Origin of the sequence: Mesorhizobium sp. M8A.F.Ca.ET.057.01.1.1 (assembly GCF_003952565.1) — a bacterium.
Taxonomy (GTDB): domain Bacteria; phylum Pseudomonadota; class Alphaproteobacteria; order Rhizobiales; family Rhizobiaceae; genus Mesorhizobium.
This window is the reverse complement of record NZ_CP034454.1, coordinates 2,986,892-3,006,842: the sequence shown is the minus strand read 5'-3', so window position 1 is coordinate 3,006,842 and position 19,951 is coordinate 2,986,892. Positions and strand designations below refer to the sequence as shown.

The following is a 19,951-nucleotide window of genomic DNA, read 5'->3' as shown; positions in this document are numbered from 1 at the left end:
GCGTGAGCAGCGGATGCCTTCCTTGGGATTGCCGGCTGGCAAGCGCGCGAATCACACCAGTTCCACTTCGACCACGCCCGGCACGGCGCGCATCGCCGAGGCGATCTGCGGCGAGACGCGATAGCCGCCATGCAAGGCAATCTCGACCTCGCCCTGCGCCTCTTCCTTGATCACAATGATGCTCACCTGGCTTTCACCGCGCTGTGTGAGCTGGGATTGGATGATCGAGGCCGGCCCATCGTTCCGGACGAAAATGCGCAGCGCCTTCTGGATTCGGCTTGCCTCGTCTTCCAGCGATTGCACGGAGTTGATGCGCAGGTTGACACCCTCGGGCCTATCCTCCGCCGCGACGGTGATGACGACGGAGCGGCCGGCTTCGAGGAGGTCGCGGTACTGGGCCAATCCTTCTGAAAACAACACGGCCTCGTACTGGCCGGAGGTGTCGGAAAAGGCCACCACGCCCATCTTGTTGCCGGTGCGCGTCTTGCGCTCCTGCTTGCTCGTAACGGTGCCGGCAAGCCGGCCGGCGGAAGCGCCGCGCTTGACGGCAGCGGAGAACTCCGCCCAGTTCTGCACCCGCATCTTCTGCAGCGCCGCCTTGTACTCGTCGAGCGGATGCGCCGAGAGATAGAAGCCGACGACCTGGAATTCGCGGTGCAGGCGGTCGGCGGCGAGCCACGGATCGGTCGCCGGCAGGTTGAGCGCCTGCGACTGGGCGCCGAGCGAGGCGCCGAAAATATCGGCCTGGCCGGAAACAGCGTTCTGCTGGGCAAGTGACGCCAGCCCCATCATCCGCTCGACGCCAGCCAACATCTGGGCCCGATCGTGGCCGAAGCAGTCGAGCGCGCCGGCCATGATCAGGCTTTCGAAAACCCGCTTGCCGACGATCTTCGGGTCGACTCTCTCGCAGAAATCGGCCAGGCTCTTGAACGGCTTTTCGCCGCGAACAGCGACGATGTGCTCTACCGCGGCGTCGCCGACACCCTTGAGGGCAGCCATCGAGTAATAGATGCGGTTCTCGCCGACCTCGAAGGCACGGAAGCTGGTCATCACCGACGGCGCCAGGACCTCGATGCCGAGGCGCAGCGCATCCTGGCGGAAGTCGGCCAGCTTGTCGGTGTTGCCCATGTCGAGCGTCATCGACGCCGCCAGGAACTCGACCGGATAATGCGCCTTGAGATAGGCGGTCTGGTACGAGACGACGGCGTAGGCGGCCGCGTGCGACTTGTTGAAACCATAGTCGGCGAACTTGGCCAGCAGGTCGAAAATGAAGTCGGCTTGCGGCTTGGCGACGCCGCGCTCGACCGCGCCCGAGACAAAGCGCTCGCGCTGCTTGTCCATCTCGGCGCGGATCTTCTTGCCCATGGCGCGGCGCAGAAGGTCGGCTTCGCCGAGCGAATAGCCGGACAGCTCCTGCGCGATCTGCATCACCTGTTCCTGGTAGACGATGACGCCTTGCGTCTCTTTGACCAGATGGTCGATCTTGGGATGGATCGAGGCCATCTCCTCCTCGCCATGCTTTCTGGCGTTGTAGGTCGGGATGTTTTCCATCGGGCCCGGCCGGTAGAGCGCGACCAATGCGATGATGTCCTCGATACAGTCGGGCCGCATGCCGATCAGCGCCTTGCGCATGCCGGCGCTTTCCACCTGGAACACGCCAACCACCTCGCCGCGCGACAGCATCGCGTAGGTCTCGGGATCGTCGAGTGGGATGGTCGCGAGATCGATGTCGATGCCGCGCCGACGGATCAGCTTCACCGCCGTCTCCAGCACCGTCAGCGTCTTCAGGCCGAGGAAGTCGAACTTCACCAGCCCGGCCTGCTCGACATATTTCATGTTGAACTGGGTGACAGGCATGTCCGAGCGGGGATCGCGGTACATCGGCACCAGTTCCGACAATGGTCGGTCGCCGATGACGATGCCGGCGGCGTGCGTCGAGGCATGGCGGTAGAGGCCTTCCAGCTTCTGCGCCATGTCGAGCAGCGTCTGGACGATCGGCTCCTTCTCGGCCTCCTCGGCAAAGCGTGGCTCGTTGGCGATGGCATCGGCAAGCTTGACCGGATTGGCCGGGTTCTGCGGCACCATTTTTGAGAGCTTGTCGACCTGGCCATAGGGCATCTGCAGCACACGACCGACGTCGCGCAGCACGGCGCGGGCCTGCAGCGTACCGAAGGTGATGATCTGGCCGACCTGGTCGCGGCCGTATTTCTGCTGGACGTAGCGGATCACCTCCTCGCGGCGATCCTGGCAGAAGTCGATGTCGAAATCGGGCATCGACACGCGGTCCGGATTGAGGAAGCGTTCGAACAGCAGTGAGAAGCGCAGCGGATCGATGTCGGTGATAGTGGTCGAATAGGCGACCAGAGATCCCGCACCCGAACCGCGCCCCGGTCCGACCGGAATGCCTTGCGCCTTGGCCCATTTGATGAAGTCGGCGACGATCAGGAAATAGCCGGGGAATTTCATCTTCTCGATGATGCCAAGCTCGAATTCGAGCCGCTCACGATATTGCTCGACCGTGTAGCCCGGTGTCGGTCCGTGCAGCGCAAGCCGGGCATCGAGCCCTTCGCGCGCCTGGCGGGCCAGTTCCTCGGCCTCGGCTTTTTCGGCGGCATCCTTGTCGGAGGCATCGCCGCCCGTGAAACGCGGCAGGATCGGGCTACGGGTTTTCGGATAATAGGAGCAGCGCAACGCGATCTCGACCGTGTTGTCGATCGCTTCCGGCAGGTCGGCGAACAATTTCGCCATGTCGGCCTGGCTGCGCAGGAAATTGTCCGGCGACAGCCGGCGGCGGGTGTCGACGGCGACGACCGAACCTTCGGCGATGGCGATCAACGCATCGTGCGCCTCATACTCGTCGCGCGACGAGAAGAAGGCCTCGTTGGTGGCGACCAGCGGCAATTCATGGGAATAGGCGAGATCGATCGAGGATTTCTCGATCATACGATCATAACCCGAAACCCGGTCCAGCTCGACATAGAGGCGGTCGCCGAACATCGTCTTGAGCGTGAGCAGGCGCGCCTCGGCGAGATCCCGGCGATCTTCCTTCAGGGCTATGCCGATCGGCCCGCGCGGCCCGCCACTGAGGCAAATCAGGCCGTCACATTGGCCGTCCATCATTTCGGTGGTCAGGTGCACGGCTTCACCGGGCGGTGTTTCGAGGTATACGCGGCTGACCAGCCGGACGAGATTGGAATAGCCGGCTTCGGTGGCCGCGATCAGCGCGACCGGCCGCATATCGGGACCTTGCCGACGGCGATCACGCTGGCCATCGCTGTTTTCGCCGGAGAAGGCGAGCGCGATCTGGCAGCCGATGATCGGCTGGATGCCGTCCTTCACCGCCTTCTGCGCGAACTCCAGCGCGCCGAACAGATTGTTGGTGTCGGTGACGGCGATGGCCGGCGCTTCGTCCTTGACGGCATGGCCGACGATCTTGCCGAGTTGCAGCGCGCCTTCCAACAGCGAATAGGCCGAGTGCACGCGCAGATGAACGAACGGCCGCGCCGGCATCTCAGGCCGCGCCGCCGCGATCGCGGCTTCGCGCTTCAGGGGGTCGCGTGGAAGTCTGTCATCCGCCATGGTTTTTCGCGCTGCCGAAGGTCTTTGAGTCGATGAGAATGTATTGTCCGGGACCGGGCGATACCAGTCCAGCACAAACGACTACTGACCACAGGCTTCCAGCCCGCTCAGGCGAATTCCATGATTACCGCGTCGACAGCCAGGCTGTCGCCCGGCTTGGCGTTGAGTTTCGAGACGACAAGATCGCGCTCGGCGCGCAGCACGTTTTCCATCTTCATGGCCTCGACCACGGCCAAGGTCTCGCCGGCCTTGACCTCCTGGCCCTCGGCAACGGCAATCGATACGACAAGCCCGGGCATCGGGCAAAGCAGCAGTTTCGACGTGTCCGGCGCCACCTTTTCCGGCATCAGCCGTTCAAGCTCGGCGATGCGCGGCAGCATGGCGTGAGCGGTCACCGACATGCCTTTCCAGGCGATGCGCAGGCCATTGGCGACAGGCCGGATCTGGGAGGCGACCCTGTGCTTGCCGACCGTACCGCGCCAGATGAGGTCGCTCGGCCGCCAATCGGACGAAACGGTCAGCGCCTTGCCGCCATCGATGGACAGGTCGATTTCCATCGGGATGGAAATCATGCCTTCGAGGATCGAAACCGGCAGATAGTCTTCGCCGATCTTGACCACCCAATCGCGCTTGAGCGCTCCCGAATGCGGCGCCAGCCGGCCACTCAGCCGGTCGAGACGGTCGCGGCGCAGCAGTTCCACCGCGGTGGCAATCGACGCCAGCACGGCCTTTTCATTGCTGTTCGGCACGACGGGGGCAAAACCGTCGGGATATTCCTCTGAAATGAACCCAGTCGATATCGCCCCTTCCCGCCAGCGCGGATGCTGCATGAGCGCCGCCAGGAACGGGATGTTGTGCTCGATGCCGTCGACCACAAAGCTGTCGAGCGCTTCCGACATGGCGTCTATTGCCTCGAGCCGCGTCGGCGCCCAGGTGCAGAGCTTGGCGAGCATCGGATCGTAGAACATCGAAATCTCCGAGCCTTCGGTGACGCCGGTGTCGTTGCGGATGACGATGTCGCCGAATTGCCCCTCCTCCGGCGGCCGGTAGCGTGTCAGCCTGCCGATCGAAGGCAGGAAATTACGATAGGGATCCTCGGCGTAGAGCCGGCTTTCCACCGCCCAGCCGTTCAGCTTGATGTCGTCCTGCTTCAAGGCCAGCTTTTCGCCGGCGGCGACGCGGATCATCTGCTCGACCAGATCAATGCCGGTGACCAGTTCCGTCACCGGATGCTCAACCTGCAATCGTGTATTCATTTCAAGGAAATAGAAGTTCTTGTCCTTGTCGACGATGAACTCGACTGTGCCGGCGCTCTGGTAGTCGACCGCCCTTGCCAACGCCACCGACTGTTCGCCCATGGCCTTCCTAGTCTTGGCATCGAGGAAGGGCGATGGCGCCTCCTCGGCGACCTTCTGGTTGCGGCGCTGGATCGAGCATTCGCGTTCACCGAGATAGAGCGCGTTGCCATGCGCGTCGGCCAGCACCTGGATCTCGATATGGCGCGGATCGACGACGAATTTCTCGATGAACACCCGGTCGTCGCCGAACGAGCTCTTGGCCTCGGAGCGCGCCCGGTCGAACCCGTCGCGCACTTCAGACTGGTCCCAGGCGATGCGCATGCCCTTGCCGCCGCCGCCGGCCGAGGCCTTGATCATCACGGGATAGCCGATCTCGCCGGCTATCTTTTCGGCATGGTCGGCATTCTCGATAACACCGAGCCAGCCGGGCACGGTGGAAACCTTGGCGGCGTTGGCGAATTTCTTCGACTCGATCTTGTCGCCCATCGCCTTGATGGCCTTGGGCTTGGGGCCGATGAAAATGATGCCTTCCGCTTCCAGCGCTTCGCAGAAGGCGGCCCTTTCCGACAGGAAGCCGTAGCCGGGATGCACCGCCTGAGCGCCGGTTGCCTTGCAGGCGGCGATGATTTTTTCCGGCAAGAGATAGCTCTGCGCGGCCGGCGACGGTCCGATATGCACCGCCTCGTCGGCCATCTCGACATGCACGGCATCGCGATCTGCATCGGAATAGACGGCGACCGTGGCAATGCCCATCTTGCGCGCCGTCTTGATGACGCGGCAGGCGATCTCGCCACGGTTGGCGATCAGGATCTTGGTGAACATGCGGGCAGAATTCCCCTCCGGCGATCGGTTCAGTTCTATGGACTATGTCGCCATGTCTCAAGTACCGCGGTGGACGACATGAAAACCGCGTCTGCGATGCACCATTGCGGTCCCTGCCGAGCCGGTTGTCGAATGGTGTGCTATCTGCGTCAAACAAAGCCGACATTTCGTCTCATCTGGCAGTTGATGAGCAGCCCAAAACCTGAAAACTTGGACACAAAAATCGCCTTGGAGGAATTGCCCGATGAAAACCCGCGCCGCAGTCGCTGTCGCCGCCGGAAAGCCGCTGGAGATCATGGAGGTCGACCTCGAGGGCCCGCGCGACGGCGAGGTGCTGGTCGAAATCATGGCGACCGGCATCTGCCACACCGACGAATTCACGCTGTCGGGCGCCGATCCCGAAGGCATTTTCCCGGCCATTCTCGGCCATGAGGGCGCCGGCGTGGTGGTCGATGTCGGCAAGGGCGTCACCTCCGTCAAGAAGGGCGACCATGTCATCCCGCTCTACACGCCGGAATGCCGGCAGTGCCCGTCCTGCCTGTCGCGAAAGACCAATTTGTGCACCGCCATCCGCGCCACCCAGGGGCAAGGCCTGATGCCCGACGGCTCGTCGCGCTTCTCGATCGGCAAGGACAAGATTTTTCACTATATGGGCTGCTCGACCTTCTCCAACTTCACCGTGCTGCCCGAGATCGCGGTCGCCAAGGTCAACCCCGACGCTCCTTTCGACAAGATCTGCTACATCGGCTGTGGCGTGACCACAGGCATCGGTGCGGTCATCAACACCGCCAAGGTCGAGCAAGGGGCCACCGCCGTCGTCTTCGGCCTCGGCGGTATTGGCCTCAATGTCATCCAGGGCCTGAAGCTTGCCGGCGCCGACATGATCATCGGCGTCGATTTGAACAACGACAAGAAGGCATGGGGGAGCGCTTCGGCATGACGCATTTCGTCAATCCGAAGGAGATCGAGGGCGACATCGTCCCCCACCTCGTCAACATGACCAAGCGCGGCGCCGACCAGATCGGAGGCGCCGACTACACCTTCGACTGCACCGGCAACACCAAGGTGATGCGCCAGGCGCTGGAGGCTTCGCATCGCGGCTGGGGCAAGTCCGTCGTCATCGGTGTCGCCGGCGCTGGCCAGGAGATTTCGACAAGGCCGTTCCAGCTGGTCACCGGACGCTCCTGGATGGGCACCGCCTTCGGCGGCGCGCGCGGCCGCACCGACGTGCCAAAAATCGTCGACTGGTACATGGACGGCAAGATCCAGATCGATCCGATGATCACCCACACGCTGAAGCTCGAGGACATCAACAGGGGTTTCGACCTCATGCATGAGGGCAAGTCGATCAGGAGCGTGGTGGTTTATTGAAGGAGGTTCGAATTCGCTTCGTCGACCCTGAGAAGTCGACGATCCATCGAATACGGAACTTTGGTGAGGATCTTTGGCGCAGCTTTCGGGAAGAAAAGCGCGTCACGATCAATCTGGAGGAGATCGATCGGGCGCATGATCAGGTCGCTTACCTCGTGCATGGACATTTTCTAAGGAGGAGTCTCACCGAAGTACATCGCCTGCTGAAGGTGCACTTCATGGAAAATGAGGTCGTCATCGAGACATAGTCGAGATGACAAACAGGGAGGAATGAAATGCCTGAGAAACTGCATCCGAAAATCGACAATGGCCTGCCAAGGGAAAGCGCGAGCTTTGCCGGCGGCACGCTGGTCTGCGCCTGCACCAGCAAGCCGGTCAAGGTAAAGGTCAAGGGACAGATCGCCCACAACCACGCCTGCGGCTGCACCAAATGCTGGAAGCCCGACGGCGCGATATTCTCCGTGGTTGCGGTGGCCGGCACGGGCGACGTCACGGTCACCGAGAATGGTGACAAGCTCAAAGTGGTCGACCCCTCTGCGCTGATCCAGCGCCATGCCTGCACCGGCTGCGGCGTCCACATGCATGGGCCGGTCGAGCGCGACCATCCGTTCAAGGGCCTGTCCTTCATCCATCCCGAGCGCTTCGAGGAGGACGGCTGGTCGCCTCCGGGCTTCACCGCCTTCGTCTCGTCGATCATCGAATCCGGAGTTGATCCCGAGCGTATGGACGGCATCCGGGCCCGGCTGAAGACAATCGGGCTGGAGCCTTATGACTGCCTCAATCCGGGCCTGATGGATTACATCGCCACCTGGACGGCCAAGAAGTCCGGCGCGCTGCCCGCCTGACAACTGTGACATTTCAGGTATGGGGCCGGATGCGTTTCCGGCCCCTGCTTGTTTCTGGAGAGACGATGCCCGCACCCGCCATCTACGTCGACGCCGACGCCTGCCCGGTCAAGGCCGAGGTCGAAAAGGTCGCCGAACGCCATGGCGTCATCGTCACCTACGTTTCCAATGGAGGGCTGCGTCCCTCCCGGGACCCGATGATCCGCAATCTCGTGGTGTCCAAGGGCGCCGACGCCGCCGACGACTGGATCGTCGAGAACGCCAAGCCTAACGACATCGTGGTAACCGCGGACATTCCGCTTGCCGCCCGCACGGTGGCGCTCGGCGCGCATGTGCTTGGACCGACCGGGCGGCCCTTCACACCGGAAACGATCGGCATGGCGGTAGCGATGCGGGACCTCAAGCAGCATCTGCGCGAGACCGGCGAAAGCAAGGGCTACAATGCCTCCTTCGCGCCGCAGGACCGCTCGCGCTTCCTCGGTGAACTCGACCGTATCTTGCGGCGCGCCCTGAAATCCGCCACACCGGACTAGCAACAAAGCGCCATCCAGGTGGAGACCGCCATGGCCGCCGAAACCCCGATCGAGAAACCCATGCAGCGCCACATGCTGTTTGCGGTATCGGCGTGTCTCGGTGCGTTTGCGCTGCTTGTGGCGTTGCTGCTCCACGCCCCGCTCGCCTATTCGATCGGCGCCAACGCATTTTTCGCCGCTTACGTCATCCTTGTCGTTAGCCAGATGCCCAAACTCACCGGCAAGTTTCTCAGCAAGAATGCACGCGCCACCGATCAGCCGGTGCTGGTCATCTTCGCGGTGACGCTCGTTGTCGTCGCCTTTGCCGTTGTCTCCTTGTTCCTGCTGATCAATCGGAAGGACGGAGGTCACCCGATACAACTCGGCTTCGCGCTGCTGTCGATCCCGCTCGGCTGGTTCACCCTCCATGCCATGGCGGCGCTCCATTATGCCCATGTCTACTGGATGGACGGCGATGCGGTCGACGCCGAGACCAAGAAGAAAATCCCGGTCGGCGGTCTGCTGTTTCCGGGCGACAAACGCCCCGAGGGCTGGGATTTCCTCTATTTCTCGACCGTCATTGGCATGACGGCACAGACCGCCGACACAAACATTTCTACGACGCACATGCGTTTGTGTCGTGCTTGTCCACTCGGTCCTGTCGTTCTTCTTCAACACCGTCATCGTCGCCGCGGCCGTCAATCTCGCCGTCAGCCTGGGCGGTCCGTAATAAATCCGTGATCGGATGAAACATCGGTTTGGATCGCGACGTATCAGGAGGACAATGAACACGTAGGCCAAGCCGCAAGGCCGGGAGACCAGACAAGATGGAATCGGTTGCCAGAAGCCAATCCGAAATTGGACCGGGTGTCCCCGCTTCAAAAGAGAAAACATTGATCTACCGGCAGTCGCGATGGACGCGGCTGACACACTGGCTCTGGGCCATCTCATTGTTTTTCATGCTGCTATCCGGCCTGCAGATTTTCAATGCCCGGCCGCAGCTCTACATCGGCAAGCAATCCGGCTTCGGCTACAGCAACACCATTTTCGCCATAGGCGCCGAAAACACCAATGCCGGCCCGCGCGGTTACACCGAAATCTTCGGGCACCGCTTCGACACGACAGGCGTCCTCGGTTGGTCGGGCTCTGCCGGTAACGAGACGGCGCGTGGTTTCCCTTCCTGGGCGACGATCCCCTCCTACTATGACCTCGGCACCGCCCGCGTGATCCATTTCTTCTTTGCCTGGATCCTGACCACGACTTTGCTGGTCTGGCTGGTCGCCAGCCTGATCAACGGCCACATCCGCCGCGATCTGGCGCCGCGCCTGGATGACCTCAAACGCCTGCCACAGGACATCGCCAATCACGCCAGGCTCAAATTCCACCACACGCGCGAATACAACACATTGCAAAAAATGGCCTATGGCGGCGTGCTGTTCGTGCTCTTGCCGCTGATGATCATCACTGGCCTGGCCATGTCGCCGAGCATGGATTCGGTGCTTCCCTTCCTCAACGATCTGCTCGGCGGGCGGCAGACGGCACGCACTATTCATTTCACCGTCATGGTTCTGCTGGTTGCCTTCTTCATCATTCACGTCCTGATGATTCTGGCCGCCGGCCCGATCAATGAGCTGCGTTCGATCATCACCGGCTGGTACCGCACCGATCCTCCCGCGCATGACGACAACACATCCGAGAGGAGCGCCTGACATGGCGAAATTCGAGATCAGCCGCCGGAAATTCCTCACCACCGCCAGCCTCGGCGCTTCCGGCATCATGCTGTCGGGTTGCGACGCCTTCGACAGCCAGCTCAGCATCGGCAGCGGCCTGCGCAGTTTCCTCGAAAACGCCAATGGCCTCACTCACAGGGCACAACGGTTGCTCGGCGGCGGCAATTCGCTGGCGCCGGAATTCACCGAAGCCGATATCCGCCAGCCAATGCGGCCGAACGGCGTAACCGCGCCGGATGACGACGCATACAAGGCCCTGCTCGCCAACAACTTCGCCGATTGGCGCCTGGAGGTGTCAGGCCTTGTCGAAAAGCCGCTGTCGCTCACCCGCGAGCAGCTCATGAACATGCCGAGCCGCACCCAGATCACCCGCCATGACTGCGTCGAGGGCTGGAGCTGCATCGCCAAATGGACGGGCACGCCGCTGTCCCTGCTGCTCGACCAGGCAATGGTCAAGCCGCAGGCGCGCTATGTCATGTTCCACTGCCTCGACACGATCGACCGCAGCCTGTCGGGCGACATCAAATATTACGGCACGATCGACCTGATCGATGCCCGTCATCCGCAGACTATCCTTGCCTATGGCCTGAACGGCAAGCCGCTGCCGGTCGAGAACGGCGCGCCGCTGCGCGTGCGTGTCGAACGTCAGCTTGGCTACAAGATGCCGAAATATCTCTACAAGATCGAACTGGTCGACGGCTTTGCCAATATTGGCGGCGGCCGCGGCGGCTATTGGGAAGACAATGGCTACGACTGGTATGGCGGGATTTGATGGCCGCGCGCATAGAGGCCGAGCACGATCTGTCGCCCATCGAGTTGAGTTCGCTCGAGGAGCGTCTCCATCGCGACAACCGGCGTACGACGGACCGCGACGACGACCGGGAACTGGCCTTTGTCATCCGCGATGATGCGGGACACGCGATCGGAGTAGCCGCCGGCTATTCCTGGGCAGGCACGTGCGAGCTCACATTGATGTGGATTGACGAGGCTCACCGAGGCCGCGGCTACGCAAGGCAATTGCTCGATGCTTTTGTCGCCGAGGCCGCCGATCGCGGCGTCAAGAATATCTGGGTCTCCAGCCACGACTTCCAGGCACCAGGCATATATGAAAAGGCCGGCTTCGAGCGCATGGCCGAACTGGCGGGATGGCCCGAAGGCCATTCCAATATCATCCTTTGTAAAACGGTCGCGGCGGCCGGCGCGGCTTAGGCAACCTTCTCGAGCAACGGCTTCAGCGCCGGATGGATTTCCGGCGAGGCATGCTTGATCAAGGTCAGCAGTGCACGCTCATTCTCGTACAGAGGCCGGTTCACCCCGATATGTCCGACCAGCCAGCCGGCTTCACCGGCATCGATGGTTTCGGCGCGGCGGGCCAGCGCCTCGGTCGCCCTGTTCTTTGCCTCCCACTCGGTCTCTATGTCATCCGGCGACCGATAGGCCTCGATGATGCCGGCGAGGCCACCGGAGACCATGCGGCTGAAGAAACCGCCGATTTCCGTACCCGCGTGATCGAGGAAGCTTTCCCTGCGCAGCGCCACCTCGCGGGTGGGCGCTTCGTAACCGGCCGAGCACATGACGAAATTGGCGATAGCCTTGACGAACAAGTCATTCCAGGACGGATCGTTGTTGGCCTGGGCTGTCCGCTCGTTGATCCTGAACAGCACCTCGGCCTCGGCCCGGGTGATGGCGATGTTGCCATCGCCGCCATGGGCGTGGAGGATGCGGCGCAGAAGCTCGACTTCCGCTTTGGCGATCAGTCCTGGCACCAGCGCACCACCCAGCATCAGCGGTCCCTTGCCGTCGACGACCGCGTGGGCGACTTGCTCCAGCGCGTAGACGCAAAGCCGGCTCGGCGAGGATTTCGCCGCTTCCAGCACATGGACCAGCAATTCGAGTTCGGTCCGGCTGTCGACCATGCCGTCGCGCGAAATCGTGCGGACCAGCCAATCGGCATTTTCCTGCGAAATATAGCCCGAGGGCTTTTCCTGGTGGACGATGTAGTCGGTGACCGCCTCGACGAAGAACGGTGCCCATTCCGCGCATTTGTCTCGCGCCGTCTGGTCGAGCGCGAACAAGGCCTCGGCTTCGCCCCGGGTCACCACGCCGTCGGCGAACACATCGCGGCGCAGCATCACGACATCCTCTGCAGCAATCCGGTTCTTCGACGTCAGCCCCGCCACCGGAGCGCTCATGATCAATTCGCCCATCTGTCGTCCCCGTCCGCCCAAGGCCTCACATCGGCCTGCTATATCAGGAGTGTCTTGAAAAACCGCCAAATGGCGTGGTTAGCGAAGACTTGTCGGCCAATGCATGTCGCCCAAAAGTGTGCAGCGGTTTTGGGAGAACGACATGCATCAACAAAGATCTAAAGCGCGAGACGCGCTTAGATGTCGCTGGGAGGTGACAAGGTGTCGCCGACGGGCTATGGATGGCGCGTCGAGGGCTCAGAGTTTGAGTCCTACCTGTTTGCGGGAGAGAGCAGCGAGAGCTGCCGCCGAAGGGGAAATCGCCCGAAATCTCTCAGGCAAAAGAACCGTAGACGGGAAAGACACTCTGGAAAGTCGGGGCTTGCCCCCGCGCCGAAGGTGTAAGCGCCGCTGACAGAGTTCCGGCTGCGCGAGTCTCTCAGGCTTCAGACAGAGGGGCACGGACTGGTCGCCATCAGCGGCCGATTGCGTGCGACTCTGGAGACGACATGACGGGCGACGACAAACACCTTCCCCTCGAAGACATCCATACAGCCGCCGGTGCGCGCTTCGGCGGCTTTGCCGGCTGGTCGATGCCGTTGACCTATCCGGCCGGCGTCATGAAGGAGCATCTTCACACCCGCGAACATGTGGGGCTGTTCGACATCTCGCATATGAAACTGTTCGAGGTCGGCGGGCCGGAAGCGGCTGCGCTGTTGAGCCGCGCTTGCCCGCTAAACGCCGGCACGCTCGAAATCTCGCAATCCAAGCTGACCTTCTTCCTCAATGAAGCAGGTGGCATTCTGGACGACCTCATCGTGACCAGGCTCGGCGATACAAGCTTCATGGTGGTTGCCAATGCCGGCAACGCCGTCGCCGACGAAAAGCATTTGCGCGCCTTGGCAACCGATTTCGACGCCAAGGTCGAGCCGCTCGACCGTGTCTTCCTCGCCATCCAGGGACCGGAGGCCTGGGCGGCACTTTCCCGCGCCGGCCTCGAGACGGGTTCGCTGCTGTTCATGCATGGCATCGAACCGCGAAAAAACTGGTTCATGAGCCGGTCCGGCTACACCGGCGAGGACGGTTTCGAGATCGGCCTGCCGGAGGCCGATGCAAGAGAACTCGTCGCCAAACTGCTCGAGGACGAGCGCGTGCTCTGGATCGGCCTTGCCGCGCGCGACAGCCTTCGACTTGAAGCCGGCCTCTGCCTGCACGGCCAGGACATCACGCCGGAGACCGACCCGGCCGCGGCGGCGCTGATGTGGGCAATCCCCAAGGATACCAGGGCTTCCGGCGCCTTTATCGGTGCCGACGCCTTGCGCGCCGCCGTGGAGCGGGGCCCGGCGCAAAAGCGCGTTGGGTTAAAGCCCGAAGGCCGCCAGCCGGTGCGCGCGGGCGCGGCGCTGTTCGACGCCGACGGCAACCCGGTCGGCCATGTCACCTCGGGCGGCTTCGGCCCGTCGGCCGGCCATCCGGTGGCCATGGGCTATGTCACCACATCGTTGGCAAAGACTGGAACGCGTGTTTTCGCCGATGTGCGCGGCACGAAGATCCCAGTCGAAATCAGTTCCCTGCCCTTCACCCCTCATCGCTACCGCAAAGGATGAATTCCATGGCAACGACCTATTTCACATCAGACCACGAATGGCTCCGGGTCGAAGGCGGCATCGCCACCGTCGGCATCACCGACTATGCGCAGGAGCAGCTCGGCGACCTCGTCTTCGTGGAGCTGCCGGAAACGGGAAAGAAGCTCGCCAAGGGCGATACAGCCGTCGTGGTCGAATCCGTCAAGGCGGCTTCCGACGTCTACGCGCCGGTCGACGGTGAAATCACCGAGGCCAACGGCACGCTGTCGTCCGACCCATCACTGGTCAATTCGGCGGCGACCGGCGCCGGCTGGCTATGGAAGATGAAGCTCGCCGACGAAAGCCAGCTCGCCAGCCTCATGGATGAGGCCGCCTACAAAGCCCATATCGCCTGATATCAGGAACTTGTTGACATGACCGCTGCCCCTACCCCTTCTCGGCCCGCCACATCGGACCCGGCCTTGCCGACGTTCGAGCCATGCTCGCCGTCATCGGTGTTCCCTCGGTGGAGACGCTGATCAGTCAGGCCGTGCCGAGATCGATCCGCCTCGACCAGCCGCTGGCCCTGCCAGCGCCAGCCAGCGAAGCCGAAGCGCTTGCCGAATTGTCCGCGACCATGGCGAAGAACAAAGTGCTGAAGAGCTTCATCGGCGCCGGTTACCACGGCGTCCACGTGCCGCCGGTCATCCAGCGCAATCTGTTCGAGAATCCGGCCTGGTACACAGCCTACACGCCTTACCAGGCCGAGATCAGCCAGGGCCGGCTCGAAATGCTGTTCAACTTCCAGACGCTGGTCACGGAACTGACCGGCCTGCCGGTGGCATCGGCCTCACTGCTCGACGAGGCAACGGCGGTCGCCGAAGCGGTCGGCATTGCGCTACGCCACCACCGCGACAAGCGCACCAAGGTGGCGCTCGCCGGCACGCCGCACCCGCAGACACTGGACGTGGTGCGCACCCGCGCCGAGCCGCTCGGCATCGAGATCGACGGCGAGGAGATCGACGACAACACCGCAGCCCTGCTCGTCTCCTGGCCTGACACCTTTGGCGTCTATGGCGACCATATGGCCGCGATCTCCAAGGCTCGCGCTGCCGGCGCGCTGGTCGTTTTCATCGCCGATCCGCTTGGCCTGACGCTGACCGACGCGCCGGCAAAGCTCGGCGCCGACATTGCGGTCGGCCCGATGCAGCGCTTTGGCGTGCCGATGGGTTTTGGCGGCCCGCACGCCGCCTATTGCGCCGTCTCCGACAAGCTGACGCGGCTGATGCCCGGCCGCCTGGTCGGCCAGTCGACCGACAGCAAGGGCCGGCCGGGCTACCGCCTCGCCTTGCAGACGCGCGAACAGCATATCCGCCGCGACAAGGCGACCTCCAACATCTGCACCGCGCAGGCGCTGCTTGCCAATATGGCGACCGCCTACGCCATCTGGCATGGTCCGGTCGGCTTGCAGGCGATCGCCGGGCGCATCCACGCGCTGGCCAACCGCTTGGCAAGCGGCCTCGAGGCTGCGGGTATATCGGTGCTCGGCTCCAGCCGTTTCGACACGGTGACAGTCGAGGTGAAGGGCAAGGCCGCCCAGATCGCCGCCGCCGCCGAAAAGACCGGCCGGCTGCTGCGCGTGCTCGACGCCGACCATATCGGCATCAGTTTCGACGAAACCTCGACCGATGCCGATCTCGAGGCGATCGCAGCCCTGTTCGACGCCAAGGCTGCTTCTTCCGCCGACGGCACGGTGCCCGGCAAGCCGCGCGGCAAGGAGTTTTTGACCCAGCCGGTCTTCCACGAAAACAAGTCCGAAACCGAGATGATGCGCTTCCTGCGCCGGCTGGCCGACAAGGACCTGGCGCTCGACCGCGCCATGATCCCGCTGGGCTCCTGCACCATGAAGCTCAACGCCGCGGCGGAGATGATGCCGGTGAGCTGGCCGGAAATCGCTAACCTGCATCCCTTCGCGCCGGCAGCGCATTCGGCCGGCTACCGCGCCATGATCGGCGAGCTGGAAGGCTGGCTGGCGGAGATCACCGGCTTCGACGCCGTGACCTTGCAGCCCAATGCCGGCAGCCAGGGCGAATATGCCGGGCTGCTGGCCATCCGCGCCTATCACCGCTCGCGCGGTGAGGGTCATCGCACCGTCTGCCTGATCCCCTCTTCCGCCCATGGCACCAACCCGGCGAGTGCCGCGATGGCCGGCATGAGCGTCGTCGTCGTGCGCTGCCTGGAAGACGGCAACATCGACATGGACGATATGCGCGCCAAGGCCAATGAGCATTCCAGGAATCTCGCGGCGCTGATGTTCACCTACCCCTCCACGCATGGCGTCTACGAGGAAGGCGCGCGCCACCTCTGCGCGCTCATCCATGAGCATGGCGGCCAGGTCTATTTCGACGGCGCCAATCTCAACGCGCTGGTCGGACTTGCCCGTCCCGGCGACATCGGCGCCGACGTCTGCCACATGAACCTGCACAAGACCTTCTGCATCCCGCATGGCGGTGGCGGACCGGGCGTCGGTCCGATCGGCGTCAGGGCGCATCTGAAGCCCTATCTGCCCGGCCATGTCAGCGAAGGCTCGGCGCACGCCGTGGCCGCCGCCCCCTTCGGCAGCGCTTCCATCCTGCCGATCACATGGATGTACATCCGCATGATGGGCGCTTCCGGCCTCAAGCAGGCGACCGAGACGGCGATCGTTTCGGCCAACTACGTGGCGACGCGGCTCGCCCCGCACTTCCCGCTGCTTTACAAGGGCAGGAGCGATCGTGTCGCCCATGAATGCATCCTCGATACCCGCGTGCTCAAGGAGAGCGCCGGCATCAGCGTCGAGGACATCGCCAAGCGCCTGATCGACTATGGTTTCCACGCGCCGACCATGTCGTTCCCGGTCGCCGGCACGCTGATGGTCGAGCCGACCGAGTCCGAGCCCAAGCGCGAACTCGACCGTTTCTGCGAGGCCATGATCGCCATAGCCGGCGAAGCGGCGAAAGTGGCCAAAGGCGAATGGCCCTTGGCCGACAATCCGCTGGTCAACGCACCGCATACGTCAGCCGAGGCGCTGGCCGGTCAATGGACCCACCCTTACTCGCGGCTGGAGGCGGCCTATCCCGCCGGCGACGCCGACACAGCGGCAAAGTACTGGCCGCCGGTATCGCGCATCGACAATGTCGCGGGAGACCGCAACCTGGTCTGCTCCTGCCCGCCGCTGTCTGACTATCTGGGCGCGGCCGAATAGCTACGCGGAGCGCAAGGCCGGCTTGACCGGGTCGGCCTTGCCCGTTCTTTTGCGGCTGATGACGCAATTTCGCCCCGCGCGCTTGGCGGCATAGAGCGTGGTGTCGGCCCTGGCCAGCACCTCGTCGAGGGTGCTGCCGTCGGCCTCGCCGAACCCGATCCCGCCGCTGACCGTGCTGCGCAAGGGGCCGAGCGGCGTTGGCACGACTTCCGTGCCGAAAGCGACACCGATCTTGCTGGCAAGATCATGGGCGCGTTCTCCCGTAATGCGCGACATGACGATCGCGAACTCCTCGCCGCCCAGGCGAAAAGCGTCGACCCCGGTCCTGGCATATTTCCTGATGACGGCGGCGAAACGGCACAGGACCTGATCCCCGACCGGGTGTCCATAGATGTCGTTCGTCCGTTTGAAGTGATCGAGATCAAACATGACGATCGCCATGAACGGGCCGAAGGTGCGCTCGCCATAAAGCGACGTCAGACCGCGACGGTTCATCAGCCCGGTCAGCGGATCGGTCATGGTCTCGGCCTTCAGCTCGATCTGCGCCTGCAAATGGTGGAGCGAAAGCGTCAACGCTCCGAGGCCGGTCATACAGGCCACCGCCACGACCGAGTTGAGGCGTTCAGCCCAATTATCGGGCGCGACACCGAGTGTCCATTGCCCTTTGGCCATCAGAACCACGCCGCAAAGGGCAAACGACAGCGCACAGGTGCCGCTCAGGAACGAAACCACCAGCAGGATGCGGCGATCATGGCTGCCATTGATCCAGAACATGGCCCCGATCGTCGAGAGCAGCACGGTGACCGTCGCGTAGGTGATCACGAAACCGATACCGTCAAGGCCGATGAAGGTCACGGCCGCACAGACGGCCATGGCGGCCAGTGTCGGAGCAATCACCCGCCTGTGGTCCGGCACACCGAGATATTGCATGGCCGAAATGCAGATGATCAGAAAACCCAGGCTGAGCAGCGCCAGCGCGATCTGGCAAAGCAGCGGATCGGGCTCCCTGGTGTAGCGCCAAAACAGGATCACATGCGCGACGAGCACGAGAATGCCGCATGCCACCGTCAGCACGAAACCGGCCCGCGGCGCGGTGGCCCAGATCGCGAACATGGTTACACTGAGACAGGTGCCCGACAGCGCGGCTGCGAGCAGGAGCGAACTGAAATCCAGCATATCGGGCGGGGGCCTCTCGTCGGCGGTTGCGCCGCATTCTAGGTCAGCGGCAGCCCTCGGACATGGTTTTCAGGCGATCTCTCGACCCAACCTGCGGATAGGGTTTACAAAGCGTCGATGCCACCTGTGCCGAAACCGCACCCCTAGCCGGCGCGAAGATCAACCGGCATCAGCCCTTGTTGAGCAAGGCGAGGTTGGCGTCGACAACGGTGGGATCGGCCATGCCGGCCCTCGCTTCCAGCAGCAGTGCCCTGGCCTTCGTCTTGTTGCCGCGCAACAATTGCGAATAGCCCATATTGTTGACGATTCGCGGTTTGCGGCCGGCGACCTTCAAAAGCTGGCCATAGGCGCGGTCGGCGAAGTCGAAGCGGCCAAGTTCGTCATAGGAAGCGGCAAGCCCCATCCAGGCCTCCGCATTGTCGGCCTTCAATTCGACGGCCTTGCGGAAATGCTGTTCGGCAAGACCATAATTGGCGTCGCGAAACTGCGCCTTGCCTTCCGCCAGGTCGGATGTGTCGACATCCTTGGCAGTCGGGTGGATGGCGGTTGTCTTGGTCGTGTCGACGTTGGTGTTCGTCGTACACCCGGTGATCATCAGGACGGTTGCCATCGTGGCCACCGCCGCAAATTTTATCTGACGCATGCCCTGCCCCGTCGCCCGATTTGCCGGGTCGTTCTTCAGGGAAAGACACTACAGCACAGCGATTAAGCTTCGGTGCCGAAATGCGGCTAACTTTTAGTGTCCTGAATACCGGCCATTAACCACGGGTCGCGACGCCTCGATACCGCAGGGTTCTTATGGCTCCATGGCCCTGAGCTTGCCCGGAACCGGATAACGGCTGCCATCATAGCGCAGCCGGTAGGTTCGGTTCACAGGTTTGCCGGGATGGGACTGGCACTCGCCATCCTTGTCGGGGGACGGCTCGTCGGTATCCGTCCGTTCGACCGCGGTGATATCGCGATAGCCGTGATGTCTCGCAGCGCCCATCGTCAGGCTGACCCGACTGGAATGAAAGGATCCCGCGCAATTGGTATCGCCTTCACCACCATTACCGGCAACGACAAGACCATCGAGCACCATGCGCAGAGCATCGCCGGCGACGGCATAGAGCCCGCAGGTCGGTTTCGCTGAAGGGATCGGCCTGCGAGTGATTTGCCATCTCGATACGCAGACCAAAGGCGGTGACGCCGGGCGCCAACCCATAGCGGCCAGTATCGAATTCAATCTTGCGGATGGCGATGGCATCATCGGTTATCAGCCCGGGCTGGAGCAAACGCTGACGCACCTGCCGGCTGTTCCTGTCGACGACCAGAAGCTCGACATCGCCAACGTGCCCGTCCTCCCTGGATTGGGCGCTGTCGGTCAGCGGCACCGCGACCAGCAGCAGATCGTCATGGGCGGGCCAGATCTTGCAGACCAGGCGGAATGGCGAATCGCTGTCCCGAGGCGCCAAGGCGATGCTGGTGTGGGGCTCGAGCGTGAATGAAGCACCATCGGCGCTCTTTAGAGCCTTCGGATAGGCCTGCTGCACCAACGCGGCGGCATCGCCGCAATCGCTAGCCGCGGCCTGGGCGGGCGACAAGCCCGCCGCGGCGAGACCCAGCAAGAGAGTGGGCAAGGGT

16 protein-coding genes, 2 pseudogenes and 1 riboswitch are annotated in these 19,951 nt (G+C 63.0%); of the genes and pseudogenes, 11 read left to right on the top strand and 7 right to left on the bottom strand.

Going from position 1 to position 19,951, the window contains the following annotated elements; all coding sequences use genetic code 11:
• Nucleotides 1-51: 51 nt before the first annotated feature.
• Together dnaE and EJ077_RS14030 are read right to left on the bottom strand one after the other, a co-directional pair.
• Complete coding sequence (gene dnaE, locus EJ077_RS14035) at nucleotides 52-3,579, bottom strand: DNA polymerase III subunit alpha (protein ID WP_208702655.1); 3,528 nt, start codon at nucleotides 3,577-3,579, stop codon at nucleotides 52-54.
• Nucleotides 3,580-3,686: 107 nt separating this feature from the next.
• Nucleotides 3,687-5,699 carry an acetyl-CoA carboxylase biotin carboxylase subunit gene (locus EJ077_RS14030; RefSeq protein ID WP_208702654.1) on the bottom strand — a complete coding sequence of 671 codons (2,013 nt, stop codon included), beginning with the start codon at nucleotides 5,697-5,699 and terminating at the stop codon, nucleotides 3,687-3,689.
• 244 nt (nucleotides 5,700-5,943) lie between these two features.
• Here EJ077_RS14030 and EJ077_RS14025 point away from each other — a divergent pair.
• The 8 genes and pseudogenes from EJ077_RS14025 (at nucleotide 5,944) to EJ077_RS13990 (ending at nucleotide 11,366) form a co-directional block, all read left to right on the top strand.
• Nucleotides 5,944-7,070 (top strand): annotated as a pseudogene (locus EJ077_RS14025) (S-(hydroxymethyl)glutathione dehydrogenase/class III alcohol dehydrogenase).
• Complete coding sequence (locus EJ077_RS14020) at nucleotides 7,067-7,318, top strand: hypothetical protein (protein ID WP_135919493.1); 252 nt, start codon at nucleotides 7,067-7,069, stop codon at nucleotides 7,316-7,318. The pseudogene EJ077_RS14025 and the gene EJ077_RS14020 overlap by 4 nt, the downstream one beginning before the upstream one ends.
• Before the next feature lie 27 nt (nucleotides 7,319-7,345).
• Complete coding sequence (gene gfa / locus EJ077_RS14015) at nucleotides 7,346-7,915, top strand: S-(hydroxymethyl)glutathione synthase (RefSeq protein ID WP_208702653.1); 570 nt, start codon at nucleotides 7,346-7,348, stop codon at nucleotides 7,913-7,915.
• Nucleotides 7,916-7,980: 65 nt separating this feature from the next.
• Nucleotides 7,981-8,448 (top strand): YaiI/YqxD family protein, encoded by a 468-nt coding sequence (locus EJ077_RS14010; protein ID WP_208702652.1) that lies wholly within the window; start codon nucleotides 7,981-7,983, stop codon nucleotides 8,446-8,448.
• Nucleotides 8,449-8,478: 30 nt separating this feature from the next.
• Nucleotides 8,479-9,157: pseudogene (locus tag EJ077_RS14005) on the top strand (DUF1345 domain-containing protein).
• Between the two features lie 97 nt (nucleotides 9,158-9,254).
• Nucleotides 9,255-10,136, top strand: coding sequence for a cytochrome b/b6 domain-containing protein (locus EJ077_RS14000; protein WP_208702651.1), 882 nt, complete (start codon nucleotides 9,255-9,257; stop codon nucleotides 10,134-10,136).
• A 1-nt stretch (nucleotide 10,137) separates the two neighbouring features.
• Nucleotides 10,138-10,929, top strand: coding sequence for a molybdopterin-binding protein (locus EJ077_RS13995; protein WP_208702650.1), 792 nt, complete (start codon nucleotides 10,138-10,140; stop codon nucleotides 10,927-10,929).
• The gene (locus tag EJ077_RS13990; RefSeq protein WP_208702996.1) at nucleotides 10,929-11,366 is read left to right on the top strand and encodes a GNAT family N-acetyltransferase; all 438 of its coding nucleotides are present in this window, start codon (nucleotides 10,929-10,931) and stop codon (nucleotides 11,364-11,366) included. Before EJ077_RS13995 ends, EJ077_RS13990 begins: the two co-directional genes overlap by 1 nt.
• On the opposite strand, the gene EJ077_RS13985 is transcribed toward EJ077_RS13990, so the two are convergent.
• Complete coding sequence (locus tag EJ077_RS13985) at nucleotides 11,363-12,364, bottom strand: hypothetical protein (protein WP_208702649.1); 1,002 nt, start codon at nucleotides 12,362-12,364, stop codon at nucleotides 11,363-11,365. The genes EJ077_RS13990 and EJ077_RS13985 overlap by 4 nt on opposite strands.
• A 252-nt stretch (nucleotides 12,365-12,616) precedes the next feature.
• A riboswitch (glycine riboswitch) is annotated at nucleotides 12,617-12,703 on the top strand.
• A gap of 149 nt (nucleotides 12,704-12,852) precedes the next feature.
• On the opposite strand from EJ077_RS13985, the gene gcvT reads away from it, so the two are divergent.
• The 3 genes from gcvT to gcvP all read left to right on the top strand — a co-directional run bounded on the left by gcvT (nucleotide 12,853) and on the right by gcvP (nucleotide 17,152).
• Nucleotides 12,853-13,950, top strand: a complete 1,098-nt coding sequence (gcvT, locus tag EJ077_RS13980) for a glycine cleavage system aminomethyltransferase GcvT (protein ID WP_208702648.1) — start codon at nucleotides 12,853-12,855, stop codon at nucleotides 13,948-13,950.
• A 5-nt stretch (nucleotides 13,951-13,955) separates the two neighbouring features.
• Complete coding sequence (gene gcvH / locus EJ077_RS13975; protein WP_208702647.1) at nucleotides 13,956-14,324, top strand: glycine cleavage system protein GcvH; 369 nt, start codon at nucleotides 13,956-13,958, stop codon at nucleotides 14,322-14,324.
• 83 nt (nucleotides 14,325-14,407) lie between these two features.
• A complete protein-coding gene (gene gcvP / locus EJ077_RS13970) occupies nucleotides 14,408-17,152 on the top strand; it encodes an aminomethyl-transferring glycine dehydrogenase (protein ID WP_245458744.1) in 2,745 nt (914 codons plus the stop codon).
• Here gcvP and EJ077_RS13965 read toward each other — a convergent pair whose 3' ends face one another.
• From EJ077_RS13965 to EJ077_RS32070, 4 genes are all read right to left on the bottom strand, one after another.
• Nucleotides 17,153-18,328: a GGDEF domain-containing protein gene (locus EJ077_RS13965; protein WP_208702646.1), complete on the bottom strand. Its 1,176-nt coding sequence runs from the start codon at nucleotides 18,326-18,328 to the stop codon at nucleotides 17,153-17,155.
• A 169-nt stretch (nucleotides 18,329-18,497) separates the two neighbouring features.
• Nucleotides 18,498-18,971 carry a tetratricopeptide repeat protein gene (locus EJ077_RS13960; RefSeq protein WP_208702645.1) on the bottom strand — a complete coding sequence of 158 codons (474 nt, stop codon included), beginning with the start codon at nucleotides 18,969-18,971 and terminating at the stop codon, nucleotides 18,498-18,500.
• Between the two features lie 153 nt (nucleotides 18,972-19,124).
• Nucleotides 19,125-19,409 (bottom strand): hypothetical protein, encoded by a 285-nt coding sequence (locus EJ077_RS32075; RefSeq protein ID WP_245458743.1) that lies wholly within the window; start codon nucleotides 19,407-19,409, stop codon nucleotides 19,125-19,127.
• Nucleotides 19,378-19,935, bottom strand: a complete 558-nt coding sequence (locus tag EJ077_RS32070; protein WP_245458742.1) for a hypothetical protein — start codon at nucleotides 19,933-19,935, stop codon at nucleotides 19,378-19,380. Before EJ077_RS32070 ends, EJ077_RS32075 begins: the two co-directional genes overlap by 32 nt.
• Between the last annotated feature and the right edge of the window lie 16 nt (nucleotides 19,936-19,951).

Excerpts from the sequence above, each read along its gene's own strand:
- EJ077_RS32075 (WP_245458743.1), bottom strand. The coding sequence starts at position 19,409 with ATGGTGCTCGATGGTCTTGTCGTTGCCGGTAATGGTGGTGAAGGCGAT.
- EJ077_RS14000 (WP_208702651.1), top strand. The coding sequence starts at position 9,255 with ATGGAATCGGTTGCCAGAAGCCAATCCGAAATTGGACCGGGTGTCCCC.
- EJ077_RS14030 (WP_208702654.1), bottom strand. The coding sequence starts at position 5,699 with ATGTTCACCAAGATCCTGATCGCCAACCGTGGCGAGATCGCCTGCCGC.
- EJ077_RS13960 (WP_208702645.1), bottom strand. The coding sequence starts at position 18,971 with ATGCGTCAGATAAAATTTGCGGCGGTGGCCACGATGGCAACCGTCCTG.
- gcvH (WP_208702647.1), top strand. The coding sequence starts at position 13,956 with ATGGCAACGACCTATTTCACATCAGACCACGAATGGCTCCGGGTCGAA.
- EJ077_RS13995 (WP_208702650.1), top strand. The coding sequence starts at position 10,138 with ATGGCGAAATTCGAGATCAGCCGCCGGAAATTCCTCACCACCGCCAGC.
- EJ077_RS13965 (WP_208702646.1), bottom strand. The coding sequence starts at position 18,328 with ATGCTGGATTTCAGTTCGCTCCTGCTCGCAGCCGCGCTGTCGGGCACC.
- EJ077_RS14010 (WP_208702652.1), top strand. The coding sequence starts at position 7,981 with ATGCCCGCACCCGCCATCTACGTCGACGCCGACGCCTGCCCGGTCAAG.
- EJ077_RS13990 (WP_208702996.1), top strand. The coding sequence starts at position 10,929 with ATGGCCGCGCGCATAGAGGCCGAGCACGATCTGTCGCCCATCGAGTTG.
- gcvP (WP_245458744.1), top strand. The coding sequence starts at position 14,408 with ATGCTCGCCGTCATCGGTGTTCCCTCGGTGGAGACGCTGATCAGTCAG.
- dnaE (WP_208702655.1), bottom strand. The coding sequence starts at position 3,579 with ATGGCGGATGACAGACTTCCACGCGACCCCCTGAAGCGCGAAGCCGCG.
- gfa (WP_208702653.1), top strand. The coding sequence starts at position 7,346 with ATGCCTGAGAAACTGCATCCGAAAATCGACAATGGCCTGCCAAGGGAA.
- EJ077_RS13985 (WP_208702649.1), bottom strand. The coding sequence starts at position 12,364 with ATGGGCGAATTGATCATGAGCGCTCCGGTGGCGGGGCTGACGTCGAAG.
- gcvT (WP_208702648.1), top strand. The coding sequence starts at position 12,853 with ATGACGGGCGACGACAAACACCTTCCCCTCGAAGACATCCATACAGCC.